Origin of the sequence: Mycobacterium sp. E342, from assembly GCF_001667665.1 — a bacterium.
In the GTDB taxonomy this organism is placed as follows: domain Bacteria; phylum Actinomycetota; class Actinomycetes; order Mycobacteriales; family Mycobacteriaceae; genus Mycobacterium.
Map to the genome: position 1 here is coordinate 1 of NZ_LZJM01000199.1, position 13,540 is coordinate 13,540.

The 13,540-nt window shown below is 68.1% G+C and carries 12 protein-coding genes and 1 pseudogene; 9 read left to right on the forward strand and 4 right to left on the reverse strand.

Annotated features, from left to right (window positions below):
* Positions 1-348 (reverse strand): annotated as a pseudogene (locus tag A5692_RS14225) (hypothetical protein); the annotation flags it as partial.
* Here A5692_RS14225 and A5692_RS14230 point away from each other — a divergent pair.
* The 3 genes from A5692_RS14230 (at position 329) to A5692_RS14240 (ending at position 2,607) form a co-directional block, all read left to right on the forward strand.
* Positions 329-673 carry a hypothetical protein gene (locus tag A5692_RS14230; RefSeq protein WP_369830294.1) on the forward strand — a complete coding sequence of 115 codons (345 nt, stop codon included), beginning with the start codon at positions 329-331 and terminating at the stop codon, positions 671-673. The pseudogene A5692_RS14225 and the gene A5692_RS14230 overlap by 20 nt on opposite strands.
* Positions 674-1,552, forward strand: coding sequence for a methylmalonyl Co-A mutase-associated GTPase MeaB (gene meaB / locus A5692_RS14235; protein WP_068056965.1), 879 nt, complete (start codon positions 674-676; stop codon positions 1,550-1,552).
* Positions 1,553-1,692: 140 nt separating this feature from the next.
* A complete protein-coding gene (locus tag A5692_RS14240; RefSeq protein ID WP_068057080.1) occupies positions 1,693-2,607 on the forward strand; it encodes a thiamine pyrophosphate-dependent enzyme in 915 nt (304 codons plus the stop codon).
* On the opposite strand, the gene A5692_RS14245 is transcribed toward A5692_RS14240, so the two are convergent.
* Positions 2,600-3,253 carry a response regulator transcription factor gene (locus tag A5692_RS14245; protein ID WP_068056967.1) on the reverse strand — a complete coding sequence of 218 codons (654 nt, stop codon included), beginning with the start codon at positions 3,251-3,253 and terminating at the stop codon, positions 2,600-2,602. The two genes, A5692_RS14240 and A5692_RS14245, sit on opposite strands and share 8 nt — an antisense overlap.
* Positions 3,254-3,360: 107 nt before the next feature.
* On the opposite strand from A5692_RS14245, the gene A5692_RS14250 reads away from it, so the two are divergent.
* The gene (locus A5692_RS14250) at positions 3,361-4,581 is read left to right on the forward strand and encodes a sensor histidine kinase (protein WP_068057082.1); all 1,221 of its coding nucleotides are present in this window, start codon (positions 3,361-3,363) and stop codon (positions 4,579-4,581) included.
* A 26-nt stretch (positions 4,582-4,607) separates the two neighbouring features.
* Here the strand turns inward: A5692_RS14250 and A5692_RS14255 are convergent, their stop codons facing one another.
* The gene (locus tag A5692_RS14255; protein ID WP_068056969.1) at positions 4,608-6,221 is read right to left on the reverse strand and encodes an FAD-dependent oxidoreductase; all 1,614 of its coding nucleotides are present in this window, start codon (positions 6,219-6,221) and stop codon (positions 4,608-4,610) included.
* Positions 6,222-6,235: 14 nt separating this feature from the next.
* Positions 6,236-6,913, reverse strand: coding sequence for an IclR family transcriptional regulator (locus A5692_RS14260; RefSeq protein ID WP_068056971.1), 678 nt, complete (start codon positions 6,911-6,913; stop codon positions 6,236-6,238).
* Positions 6,914-7,038: 125 nt separating this feature from the next.
* Here A5692_RS14260 and A5692_RS14265 point away from each other — a divergent pair, with 125 nt between their 5' ends.
* From A5692_RS14265 to A5692_RS14285, 5 genes are read left to right on the forward strand one after another with little or no spacing between them, the layout of a single operon-like run.
* Complete coding sequence (locus tag A5692_RS14265) at positions 7,039-7,902, forward strand: alpha/beta fold hydrolase (RefSeq protein WP_068056973.1); 864 nt, start codon at positions 7,039-7,041, stop codon at positions 7,900-7,902.
* Complete coding sequence (locus tag A5692_RS14270) at positions 7,902-9,623, forward strand: bifunctional 3-(3-hydroxy-phenyl)propionate/3-hydroxycinnamic acid hydroxylase (protein ID WP_068056975.1); 1,722 nt, start codon at positions 7,902-7,904, stop codon at positions 9,621-9,623. Before A5692_RS14265 ends, A5692_RS14270 begins: the two co-directional genes overlap by 1 nt.
* Positions 9,571-10,488: a 3-carboxyethylcatechol 2,3-dioxygenase gene (locus tag A5692_RS14275; protein ID WP_068056977.1), complete on the forward strand. Its 918-nt coding sequence runs from the start codon at positions 9,571-9,573 to the stop codon at positions 10,486-10,488. The genes A5692_RS14270 and A5692_RS14275 overlap by 53 nt, the downstream gene beginning before the upstream one ends.
* Positions 10,485-12,224 carry an FAD-binding protein gene (locus A5692_RS14280; protein WP_068056979.1) on the forward strand — a complete coding sequence of 580 codons (1,740 nt, stop codon included), beginning with the start codon at positions 10,485-10,487 and terminating at the stop codon, positions 12,222-12,224. The genes A5692_RS14275 and A5692_RS14280 overlap by 4 nt, the downstream gene beginning before the upstream one ends.
* Positions 12,225-12,226: 2 nt before the next feature.
* A complete protein-coding gene (locus A5692_RS14285) occupies positions 12,227-13,534 on the forward strand; it encodes an LLM class flavin-dependent oxidoreductase (RefSeq protein WP_068056981.1) in 1,308 nt (435 codons plus the stop codon).
* Positions 13,535-13,540 lie beyond the last annotated feature (6 nt).

Genomic DNA, 13,540 nt, shown 5'->3' on the forward strand with positions numbered 1-13,540 from the left:
GGCGGGGTCGACGCCCACCGACGCCCAGGACCGCACGGTCGCCAGCGCCGGCAGGCCGAGTTCGTCGCTCGCGATCGTCAGCGCGGCCGCACCGTCGTTGGCGCCGCACGCGTTTCCCGCCGTGATGGAAAACCCCTCGATCTCCGGATGCAACGGCTTGAGTGCGGCCAGCTTCTCCATGGTGGTGTCGCGGCGGGGGTGCTCGTCGACCGCGAACAGCCCGTGCGGCGTCTCGATCGGGACGATCTCCTCTTTGAAGCGGCCCTCGTCGATCGCGAGCGACGAACTCGGCCTGCCGGCGCTGGCGACCGTGCGGTCCTGGGCGTCGGTGGGCGTCGACCCCGCCATCACCGGGCTGGCCCCGGTGGAAGCGATCCCGAAAGCGCTTGCCCGCGCCGGGCTTTCGATCTCGAACGTGGATCTGTTCGAGATCAACGAGGCCTTCGCCGCGATGTGCGTGGCCACCGTCAAGCTGCTCGACCTCGACCCGGACAAGGTCAACGTCAGCGGCAGCGGCTGCTCGCTCGGACACCCGGTGGCGGCGACGGGCGCCAGGATGCTGGTCACGCTGGTGCACGAGTTGCGCCGTCGTGGCGGTGGATTCGGGGTTGCGGCCATGTGCGCGGGCGGCGGGATGGGATCCGCGACCGTCATCGAGGTCCCCGCACCCTAAATGGAGATCGCCGACTTGATTGCCGGCGCGCGCAACGGATCTCCGCGCGCGACGGGTCGGCTCCTTTCCCTGGTCGAGGGCGAGCGCCGCGACGAGGTGCTGGCGAGCATCGAGCCCGCGCCGGTCAGCGTCATCGGTATCACCGGGCCGCCGGGGGCCGGCAAGTCGACGACGATCGCCGCCCTGGTCGGCGCCTACCGGGAACGCGGGTGCCGGGTGGCGGTGCTGGCGGTGGACCCGTCGTCACCGTTCAGCGGTGGTGCGCTGTTGGGCGATCGGATACGAATGGCCGCGCACATCAATGACTCCGACGTGTTGATCAGGTCGGTGGCGACCCGCGGTCATCTGGGGGGACTGGCCGCGGCGGTCCCGGCCGCGATCCGCCTGCTGGGGGCGATCGGTTACCACGTGGTCCTGCTGGAGACGGTGGGGGTGGGGCAGTCCGAGATCGAGATCGCCGCCGTCGCCGACCCTACCGTCGTCATCCTCAATCCCGGTGCGGGCGATGCGGTCCAGGCCGCCAAGGCGGGGGTGCTCGAAGTCGCCGACATCGTCGTCGTCAACAAGGCCGATCGCGACGGTGCCGCGCAGACCGTGCGGGACCTGCGAGCCGAGACCGACGCCCCGATCGTCAGCCTCATCGCTGAGCGCGGGCAGGGCGTCGCGGAACTGGTCGCCGCCATCGAGGACCACCACCGCGCCGACAGTCGCGCGCGCCGGCTGGCCCGCGCCAAAGCGCAGATCCTGTCACTGGCGCAGACGCGGTTGCGCACCCGGCCGGACCTCGACCGGCTCGCCGAGGCGGTCGTCGACGGCGACCAGGACCCGTACTCGGCGGCCGAGCGGCTGCTGTCACCGGCCCCGCAAGAGCCGGACTGACGCCTCGCGCTGTCCCCCGATCGGGGGAACGGGGATTCATCCCGTTTGCGGACCGATCGGCGGAGGCCCGGCCGCGCCGATCTCCCTACGTTGATCTTGTGCTCAACGGCACGATCCGCGATGAGTTAGGAGACCCGGCAATGGCTCGCACACCCGAACTGTCGGCCGCACACCTCGGTGAACAGCTGGAACTGTACCGCCGGATGTGGGTGCTGCGACTGCTCGACATGGCACTGGAAGAGTCGCGAATCGACGGTCTGCTCAACGGCCCCATGGTGGCCGCGTTCGGCCAAGAGGCTGTGGCCGTCGGCACGATCGCGGCGCTTCGGCCGGGCGACATCATGAGCACCGCGATCCGCCATTTCGAACACGCCCAGCGAGTCGGTCAAGTCCTGCCGTTGGGACCGGCCATCGCCGAGATGATCGCGCCGAGGCCAGTCGCCGCCTGCGGTGTGCAGGAAAGCCCGTTCGCGGCCGAATGGAAGCAGATATTCGCCACGTCGAACCCGCTGCGGCGATCGATCCTGTTCGCGCTCGGCGACGCCTACGCGCAGCAGGTGGCCGGCGGAGGCAAGGTCACGCTGTGCGTCGTCGGGGACGACGCGGTGAACTCACCCGAGTTCAAATCGGCCGCGACGATCGCGCTGTCGTGGCGCCTTCCGGTGGTGTTCGTCGTCGAAAACATTCGCGACGGGTCCGGTGTGCGCCGGGGTCCCCGCGAGCGCCACGGGCTGCCGGTGCTGTCGGTCGACGGCAAGAACGTTGTGACGGTGCATGACTCGGTCGCCCAAGCCGTGCAGCGTGCCGGTGCCGGCGGTGGCCCCACCCTGGTCGAGGCGGTCACCTACCGGACCAACCACCCCGCCGGAGTCGATCCGCTGGTTTACGCCCGGCGCCAGCTGACCCGTGCGGGCGTCAGCGCCGCCCACCTCTACGAGGTGGAACGCCGGGCTCGGCGCCTGGTCGGCGAGGCGGCCGCGTTCGCGAACGCACAACTGCGCGCGGAGCGTCCGGCCCCGGTGAGCGAACCGGGCCACTGGTCGTCCGCTAGCTGAGCAGACCTTGCCGCATCGCCTCGGCAACGGCGGCCCCGCGATCGCTGACGCCGAGCTTCTCATACAGGCGCTGCACGTGGGTCTTGACCGTGGACGGGGCCACATACAGCTCGGCCGCGATCACGGGGATGCTTTGGCCGCGTGCAATCCTGTTGAGTACCTCGCGTTCTCGCGCGCTGAGCACGGGACCCGTCGGTTCCGCCCGGTGACGGATCTCCGCGGTGAGACCTCCCACCAGTGCTGGCGCCACCACGTCGCGCCCCTGCGCGCAGTCGAGCACGGCCTTGACGATCTCGCTGCGCGTCGAGTCCTTCAACACGAACCCGGCGGCCCCCTGCTGCAGTGCCTGGTACACGATGGCGGGCTCGTCGTGCGCCGAGATCAACAGGACGCGAGTCGGCAACTGCTGACTCCGCACCGCCGCCGCCACCTGCCCGCCATCCATGCCGGGCATCCGGTAATCGAGCAGAGCGACGTCGGGAGAGTGCTCCTTGATCAATTCCAGTGCCGTCGAGCCATCCTCGGCCTCCGCGACGACATTCACCGAACCGCTCGACGAGAGCGCGCGCACAACGCCTTCCCGAAACAGCGGGTGATCGTCCCCGACAACCACCCGCACCTTTTCGGACGATGCTGGGCCGGCCATGGCGATGAGTCTAGCCCGCAAAGAGACGACGGCAATCGGCCGAAACGCTGATGCGCGCCGAAGCGGTTTGCCCCGACGGAACCGCCGCGGCTGAGTACTGTGTTCGCGTGGCGGTCGCCAGTGACGTGGAACTGGGTCGGGTGCGCAGGCTTCACCAGCTGCGCTCGTACCGGCTTGCAGCGGTCCTGCGGATCGGTGTGGTGGGCCTGATGATCGCTGCGATGATCAGCGGCACCCGCCGGTCCGAGTGGTTCCAGCAAACTGTGCTGATCATCGCGTACTCGGGGGTCGCGCTCTGCGCGCTGGCGCTGGCATTTTCACGCAGCCGGCGATGGCTCGGCCGGGGCCGGCTGGCCCGGGTCGGCCGCCTGGAGCCGTTCGCGTTCACCGTCATCGATGTTGTCGTGCTGACGGTCTTCCAAGTGCTGTCCACCAATGGGCTGCACCCGTTGCTGATCATGACCGCCCTGCCGATCCTGATAGGGCTCGATGTCTCGTCCCGGCGCGCGGCGATGGTGCTGATCTTCTCCATGGTGGGATTCGCGATCGCGGTGCTCGAGGACCCGGAGATGGTCGGCTCGATCGGCGTCACCGAAGCCACGTTCCGGTTCCTGCTCTACGGGTTCCTCTGTGTCACAGCGTTTGTGGCGGTGCGCGTTGAGGAGCGGCATACCCGGTCGATAGCCGGACTCAGCACCTTGCGCGAAGAACTGCTGGCCCAGACGATGACCGCGTCCGACACAGAGCAGCGCAGGATCTCGGAATCCATTCACGACGGGCCGCTGCAGGACATCCTGGCCGTGCGCCAAGAGCTCGTCGAATTGGATGCGGCGATGCCCGGTGACGACCGGGTGGAGCGCGCGCTTGCCGGACTGCAGATGGCGTCGGAGCGATTGCGGCAGGCGACTTTCGAGCTGCATCCGGCCGTTCTCGAGCAGGTCGGCTTGGCGGCGGCGGTCCAGCAACTGGCGACCTTCGCCGCCCAGCGATCGGGCATCGAGATCGCGACCGACATCGACTACCCGATTCGGAGTGACATCGACCCGGTGGTGTTCGGGGTGGTGCGCGAGTTGTTGTCCAACGTCGTGCAACATTCCCGGGCCCGCAGCGCGTCGGTCACGCTCGGAATCACCGACGAGATCTGCGTCTTGCATGTGATCGACGACGGTGTGGGATTCAACGACGAGACGGTTGCGCGCCGCCTCGGCGAGGGCCACATCGGATTGGCGTCACACCGGGCCCGCGTGGAGGCCGCCGGGGGAGTGTTCGTCTATCTCGATGTTCCGGCGGGCACCCACATCTGCGTCGAGCTGCCGATCGCCAGATGAAGTGATCGCTCGCTGCCCGTAGCCCGCTACGTCAGGTCGACGGACTTCCCGGTGGCGGCGGCGTGGCCGGCGCGGTATCCGAAAACCATTGCCGGGCCCAGGGTCCCGCCCGCGCCACCGTAGGCGCGGCCGGTGACGCCGGCCATCGCGTTGCCGGCGGCGAACAGGCCCGGTATCGGATCACCACCGACGTGCAGCACGCGCCCGTCGTGGTCGGTCCGCGGCCCACCCTTGGTGCCCATCGCACCGATGCGCACCGGCACCGCGTAGAAGGGAGCGGTGTCGATCGGGCCGAGGGTTTTCCCGGCGAGTGTGGTCGCGCTGTCGTCGCCCCAATAGCCGTCGTAGGCGCTGGACCCGCGCCCGAAATCGGGGTCGGCCCCTTCGGCGACGTGGCGGTTCCAATCCTCGACGGTGCGGACCAAGCCGCCCGCGTCGATGCCGGTCTTGGCGGCCAGCTCGGCGAGGGTCGTCGACTCGCAGAACCAGTCCGGGACGGGCTGTCCCGGTTCGGTGCCCAGGAACCCATAGCGCTGCAAGTGAATTGAATCGAACACCATCCATCCGCGGTCGTTGACGTAGCCGCCGCGGGGATCGAGGTAGTGAAAGGCGCCGGCCATCGAGTTGTAATCGCACGCCTCGTTGACGAAGCGGTGCCCCGCCGAGTTGACGATGATGCTGCGCGGCCGGGTGCGCTCCAGACGCACGCTGCGGCTGCGTGGCTTGCCGTCGATGGTGTCACCGGGAATTTGTACGATCGGCACCCACCACGCTTCGCCCATGTTGGCCAGGTCGGCGCCGTGCGCCATGGCCATGCGCAGGCCATCGCCGGTGTTGTTGGGTGGAGACACCGCGCCGTGCATCGGGCCGCGCAGGAATGCCTGCACCAGACCCGGATCCCATTCGAAGCCACCGACACCCAGGACGACTCCGCGGCGCACGCGCACGTTGATCGTTCGCTCGGCCAACGCGATGCGCACCCCGACGATTTCGCCATCCTCCGCGATGAGCTCTTCGGCCCGGGCGTCGGTGTGCGGTGTGATCCCGGCGTCGAGCAATCCCTTGAGCAGACCCGCAATCAACGCCGTGCCGGCGACGCAGAGGTCGCTGCCTTTGTCGATCGTCACGTGCAGGCGCGCCCTGGTTTCGGCGTCGATACCGACGTTGGACCAGTCGGCGGGAAACGAGGTGATCCGCTTGCCCCACTCCCCGATCTGGTGCAGGTCGAACGGCCCCGCACTCAGTGATCGGCCTCCGCTGGGCTGTCCCCCCGGCAGCTCCGGCCGGTAGTCGGGGAAGCCGGTGGCGATCTCGAAACGCAAACCGCTGTGCGCCTCGACGAAGTCGAGCATCGCCGGTCCGGTGTGCACGAACGTTTCGACCAACTCGTCGTCCATCGAGCCCAGGGACTGCGCCCGCAGGTAACGCAATGCGTCCGCAGGCGTCAATTCCCCTTCGGGGCAACGGTTATGGGCGGGAATCCACACCACGCCGCCCGACACCGCGGTGGTCCCGCCGACGGTCGGCGCCTTCTCGAAGACCTCGACCGAGGCGCCGGCGGCGGCCGCCGACAGGGCGGCGGTGAGCCCGGCGCCGCCCGTGCCGAGCACGACGACATCGATTTCTGTGTCCCAGGACATGGACTGCTAACCCTTCAGCTCAGCAGCTCGGACAGCTGCTTCGCGGCTTTGACGACGGCATCCTTTCCGCGCATCACGACGTCTTCGCGGTGGGAGATGAGGTTGATGCAGGTGGGCGGGGATGGGGCCGGGCGGCGGACCGCCACGGCGAGCCCGTAGGTGTTCGGCTCGATCTCTCCGTACGTGGTCACCCAGCCGCGTTCGCGCGCGCGGGTGACCAGCTCTCGTTCCCCCGGCCGCGGCGGCATGCTCGCGAGCAAGGCGATTCCGGCGGCGCCGCGGTTCAGCGGATAGCGACTGCCCTCATGGAAGGACAGTTGGTAGGCCACGTGGCTCGGGACGATGACCGCGATGGCCACCTGCTGGTCGCCCTCGGCGATGAGCAACGACACGGTGGTGCCGAGCTCGTCGGCCAGCGCGCGCAGCGTCGGAAGGCTGACTTGGCGCACGTTGCGGTCGAATGATGCGCCGAGCACGGCCAGCCCGGCGGCGGGCCGGTAGCGGCCGTCCTCGCCCTTGGCCACCAGCCGAAACTCCGCCAGCGTCGTCAGCAGTCGGTAGGCGATGGTGCGATGCACCCCGATCTGGTCGGCGAGCTGTTGCACGGTGAGCCCGCCGGGGGAGTCCGCGACCGTCTGTAGCGCGGTCAGTCCCCTGGCCAGCGTCTGCGAACCCGTAGCCGAACCCGTCACAGCCTTGACAGACCCACATCCGAAAGCGAAGCTCTATATATAACGCACATCAATGTGCGATATTAGCACAATGGGTACGGCAAAAACGAGAACGAGATTTCCCATCTTTCGGCCGGAGAGGAACCGTGGCGGAGTTCGAGAGCATCTGGAGCGATCTCCAGGGCGTCGCGTTCGAGCAGGGCTACCTCGACGCCGGGGGGGTGCAAACCCGTTATCTACGGGCCGGCGACCCGGGCAAGCCGGTGCTGGTGCTGTTGCACGGCTCCGGCGGGCACGCCGAGGCGTACGTCCGGAACCTGGGGGCTCATGCCGAACACTTCTGGACGTGGTCGATCGACATGCTCGGGCACGGCTACACCGGCAGGCCCGGCCACCCGCTGGAAGTCCGCCACTATGTCGAGCACCTGATGGCGGTCCTGCGCACCGTCGGCGTCGACCGCGCCAGCATCAGCGGTGAATCGCTGGGCGGCTGGGTGGCCGCCCGCGCCGCCATCGACCACCCCGACGTGGTCGACCGGCTCGTTCTCAACACCACCGGCGGCTCCCAGGCCGACCCGGTCGTGATGAAGCGCATCATCACCCTGTCGATGGCGGCAGCCGAGAACCCGACCTGGGAAACGGTGCAGGCACGGATCAAGTGGTTGATGGCCGACAAGTCCAAGGACTACGACGACCTGGTCGCCAGCCGTCAACGCGTCTACCGCCAGCCGGGATTCGTCGACGCGATGCGCGACATCATGGCGCTGCAGGACCCGGAGATTCGGGCGCGAAACATCATCGGTCCCGACGAGTACGGCGCGATCACGGCGCCGACGCTGGTGCTGTGGACCAGCGACGATCCCACCGCGGACGTGACGGAGGGTCGCCGCATCGCGTCGATGATCCCCGGCGCGCGCTTCGAGGTGATGCCCGGCTGCGGGCACTGGCCGCAGTACGAGGACGCCAAGACCTTCAATCGTTTGCATCTCGACTTCCTGCTGGGGCGGTGATGGTCGAGGCGGGGCGCGAGCAGGCAGCGACCGAGACCGACGTTGTGGTGGTCGGGGCGGGGCCGGTCGGGCTGACGTTGGCGAATATTCTTGGCCTGCAAGGCATCCGCACGGTGGTGGTCGAAGAACGCGACACCCTGATCGATTATCCCCGCGGGGTGGGGCTCGACGACGAGGCCTTACGGACCTTCCAGTCGGTCGGACTCGCCGACCGGGTGGTGCCGCACACGGTGCCCAACCAGATCCTGCGTTTCGTCGACGCCAAGCGGCGCGTGCTGGCCGAAATGGCCCCGCCGGATGCGCGTTTCGGATGGCCGAAGCGCAACGGCTTCGTCCAACCGCTCGTCGACGCCGAATTGCTTGCCGGCCTGGGACGATTCGATCACGTCGAGGTGTGGTGGGGGCGGCCGATGACGGCGTGCCGGGAGGACGGCGACGGGGTCACCGTCGAACTCGGCGGCGGGCGCGACCACGAAACGTCCAGCCTGAGCGCGCGTTACGTGGTCGGCTGCGACGGCGGTCGCAGCATGACCCGCCGCATGATGGGTGTGTCTTTCGACGGGACGACCTCGTCGACCCGGTGGCTGGTGGTCGACGTCGCCAACGACCCGCTCGGCCATCCCAACAGCGAGGTCGGCGCCGACCCCGAACGTCCGTACGCCTCGATCTCGATCGCGCACGGAATTCGCCGGTTCGAGTTCATGATTCACGCCGACGAGACCGACGAGCAGGCGGAGGATCCGGCGTTCCTGACCCAGATGCTGGCCCGGATGGTGCCGCATCCCGACCGCGTCGACGTGATCCGGCGCCGGGTCTACACGCATCACTCGCGGATCGCCGGCGCGTTCCGCAAGGGCCGCATGCTACTGGCCGGCGACGCCGCGCATCTGATGCCGGTATGGCAGGGCCAGGGTTACAACAGCGGAATCCGGGACGCGGCCAACCTGGGTTGGAAGCTCGCCGCGGTGGTAAGCGGCCGCGCCGACGACAAGCTCCTGGACACCTATGACGTGGAGCGCCGCAAACACGCGCGGGCGATGATCGACCTGTCCACGATGGTGGGTCGAGTGATCTCACCGACCAACCGGCGGATTACCGGCGCCCGCGACCTGCTCGTGCGGTCGGCGTCAATTGTGCCCTCGCTCAAGCGGTATGTGCTGGAAATGCGGTTCAAACCGATGCCGCGCTACGAGCAGGGCGCCGTCGTGCACGGCCCCGCCTCCAGTCGGGCGGATTCGCCGGTGGGCACCCTGTTCATCCAGCCCCGGGTCGACACCCGCGATCGCCACAACGTGCTGTTGGACGACGTGCTCGGGGACTGGTTCGCCGTGCTGTGCTGGAACAACCACCCCCGCAGGATCCTCGGCGACGTCGCCTTCGCGAACTGGAAAGCGCTGGGCGCCCGGTTCGTTGCGCTGCGGCCCCTGACCCAGCTGCACTGGACCGGCCACGACGATCCCGACGTCGTGGTCGTCGGCGATCGCGACGGGGCCGTCAAATCCTGGTTCGACACCCACCAGGAATCGGTGTTGTTCCTGCGTCCTGACCGGTGCATCGCCGGCGCCTGCATCGCTCAACGCGCGCCCGACCTGAGCGTCGCCCTCCTCGACGCACTCACGCTCACGCCGCGAGGGGGTGATCCGCAAAGTGGCACTGGCTCTGTGCTGTATGTCGCACAGCCCGCTCCTGAATCTTCCGGGGCCGTCGCGGGACCTGCTTGACGACATCGAATCCGCGATCGCCGACGCCCGGCATTTCGTCGACGACTACGACCCCGAACTCGTCGTCGTCTTCTCCCCGGACCACTACAACGGCTTCTTCTACAAGATGATGCCGCCCTTCTGTATCGGCACGAGCGCCAACGGGGTTGGGGATTACGGCACCCATGCCGGTCCGCTCGACGTTCCGGAGCAGCTGGCCACCGAGTGCGCGAAGACTGTGCTGGACGCGAGCGTCGACATCGCCGTCTCGGCCTGCATGGACGTCGACCACGGCACCGTGCAGCCGCTCGAGAAGCTGCTCGGCGAAGCCGCCTCTCGCCCGGTCATACCCATCTTCGTCAACGCGATCGGCGCGCCACTGGGGCCGTTGCATCGCTGCCGGGCGCTCGGTTCCGCCGTCGGCGCCTATCTGGTCACACTGGACAAGCGGGTGCTGGTGCTGGGATCCGGCGGGTTGTCCCACAGCCCGCCGGTGCCGACCCTGGCGACCGCGCCGCCGCCGGTGCTCGAGCGCATTGTGCACGGCCGGCCGATGACAGCCGAGCAGCGGCAAGCGCGGCAGGCGGCCGTGATCGACGCGGCCAAGAGCTTCGCCGCCGGCGACAGCGACCTGCAGGGACTGAACCCGGCGTGGGATCAGCGGTTCCTCGAGATCGTCGACGGCGGCCGGCTGGGTGAACTCGACCGGTGGTCGAATTCGTTCGTGGCCCACGAGGGCGGCAGCTCCGCCCAGGAAATCCGGACCTGGGTCGCCGCGTTCGCGGCGCTGGCGAGTGCGGGCCCCTACGAAACGGTGGGGCGCTACTACAAACCGGCCGCTGAGCTGATCGCCGGCTTCGCCATCAGGACGGCGGTCCCGAAATGACCGCGGCGCCAGACGGCTTCGACCACGTTGTCGACGTGGTCGTCGTCGGATCGGGCGGCGGCGGCATGACGGCAGCGCTGACCGCCCAGGCCGCCGGCCTGGACGCGTTGGTCGTGGAGAAGTCGTCCTTCTTCGGCGGCTCCACCGCTCTGTCCGGCGGCGGCATCTGGGTTCCCGGCGCGCCCGCCCAGCGCAGGGAGGGTTATAGCCCCGAACCCGAACGCGTCGTCGAATACCTGCACCGGATCACCGACGGACTGGTCAGTGAGGCGCTCATCCGGCAGTACGTCGAGTCGGCCCCGAAGATGCTCGGATTCCTCGAACGTCTGTCGGGATGGTGCGAGTTCGTCTGGAAGCCCGGCTACGCCGACTATTACCCGGAACTGCCCGGGGGATCCGAACTCGGCAGCACGATCAACGTGCCGCCCATCGACCTGCGCAAGCTCGGCCCCGACGAACAGCGGCTGCTGCAGCCCCTGGCGCTGGCGCCCAAGGGAATATGGCTGGGCCCCAAGGAGCTTCGCACCTTCTACCGGATCCGGCAATCGTGGGCCGGCAAGGCCGTTTTGCTCAAGCTGATCTCGCGGATGGTCCGGGCGCGGGTCTTCGGCGAGCGCATGGCGGCGATCGGCCAGTCACTGGCGACTCGGCTCAGGTTGACCATGCGGGAGCGCGGCATCCCGCTGTGGCTGGACTCCCCGATGACCGAGTTGCTCACCGACGCCGCGGGGGCGGTGAGCGGTGTGGCGGTCGAACGGAACGGCGAAACGCAGCGGATCGGCGCGCGCCTGGGGGTCATCCTGGCTTCCGGAGGCTTCGACCACGACCTGGCCTGGCGCAAGGAACTCCTGCCCGTTGTGGACCAGGACTGGAGTTTCGGCAACCCCGCCGCTATGGGTGACGGTATCCGTGCGGCCCAAAAGATCGGCGCGGCAACGGACCTGCTCGACGAGGCGTGGTGGTTTCCCGCCATCCAATGGCCGGATGGCCGCATGCAGTTCATGCTCAACGAACGCATGATGCCGGCGCAGTTCATCGTCAACGGCGACGGCAAGCGCTTCATCAACGAGGCCGCACCGTACATGGACTTCGGTCACGCGATGATCGACGGGCAGAAATCGGGGGTCACCCACATCCCCTGCTGGTTGATCACCGACCACAGGTCGTGGAATCGCTACGTCATCGGCGGCCACCTGCCGATACCCAAAATCCCGGGAGCGCCGGTGCCCACCGGCCGTAAGGTCCCCGCGGGGTGGCTGGAATCGGGCGTGGTCAAGGCGGCGACGACGTGGCGGGAAATGGCGGCCAAGATCGGTGTGCCTGCCGACAACCTGGCCGAAACCGCCCGTCGTTTCAACGAACTCGCCGGCAAGGGCCACGACGACGACTTCAATCGCGGGGACAGCGTCTACGACAACTACTACGGCGACCCGACGCTGCCCAACCCGAACCTGTACCCGTTGGGCAAACCGCCGTACTACGCATTCCGGATCGTCCTCGGCGACCTCGGAACCTCGGGTGGCCTGCGGACCGACGAGTACGCGCGCGTGCTCCGCGACGATCAGACCGTGGTGCCGGGCCTGTACGCGGTGGGCAACACCTCCGCCCCGGTGATGGGACGCAGTTACGCCGGTGCGGGGGCAACCATCGGCCCCGCCATGACCTTCGGCTTCGTCGCGGCGAATCACATTGCCGCACGCGCAGCCAAACGGACCCTTAGTTCTCATAGGAGGTAACGATGAAAATCTCGCTGTTCTACGAATTCGCCCTACCGCGGCCCTGGGCGCCCGACGACGAACACGTCATGATGCAAGAGTGTCTCGACGAGGTCGAAGCCGCCGACAAGGCCGGCTTCTCCACCGTGTGGCTGACCGAGCACCACTTTCTCGAGGAGTACTGCCACTCGACGGCGCCGGAGATCTTTCTGGCCGCGGCCAGCCAGCGGACCAAGAACATCCGCCTGGGGTTCGGCATCATGCACCTGCCCCCCGTGGTCAACCACCCCGCGCGGGTAGCCGAACGGATCGCCACGTTGGACCTGCTCTCCAACGGCCGCGTCGAGTTCGGCACCGGCGAATCGTCCTCGGTCGGTGAGCTCGGCGGATTCAACATCGACCCCGCCGACAAGCGGGCGCAATGGGAAGAGGCGCTGGAAGTCTCGGTCCGCTGCATGATCGAGGAACCGTTCGCCGGCTTCTACGGCGAGCACGTCCAGATGCCGGCGCGCAACGTCGTTCCCAAGCCGCTGCAAAAGCCGCATCCGCCCGTCTGGGTCGCCTGCACCCGGCCGGCGAGCGTGCAGATGGCCGCCCAGAAGGCAATCGGCGCACTGAGTTTCGCCTACACCGGTCCCGGGCCGCTGACCGAGCGGGTGAATGGCTACTACAAGGAGTTCGAAGAGAGCGGCGTTCCCGTCACACCGCGGATCAATCCCAACATCCTGGCCATCGGGGGCGACCTGTCCATGATGGTCGCCAAGACCGACGAGCAGGCGCTGCAACGGCTGGGGCAGGGCGGCGGATTCTTCTCGTTCGGGATCATGCACTACTACATGACGGGCGTGCACACTCCCGGGCGGACCGGCGTGTGGAAGCGTTATCTCGAAGAGGTGGAGAAGGATCCGACGCTGGCCTATGGACCGGGACGGGGCGCGATCGGGTCGCCGTCGACCGTCCGGGAATTCCTGCGCGGCTACGAGGAAAGCGGTGTCGACGAGATCATCCTGCTGCTCAACCCGCGCAGCCACGAGGGCACCATGGAATCCATCGAGCTGATGGGCTCCGACGTGCTGCCCGAGTTCATCGAGCGCGACGCCAAGGCGGTCGCCGAGAAGGCGAAGCGGCTGGAACCCGTCATCGAGAAGGTGGAATCGCGGCGTCCGGCGTCCACCGCGCCGGTGTTCGACGAGAAATACTCGTTCGGGGGCCTGCCCACCGGCCGGGGCGGTAAGTTCACCGCCAGTGAGATCCCCGAAGCCATGGCGGAGATCAACGAGGGCCGCGTCCAGGCGGCGCAGCGCCTGAAGGACCAGCAGCAGAAGAAGTGACCCCGC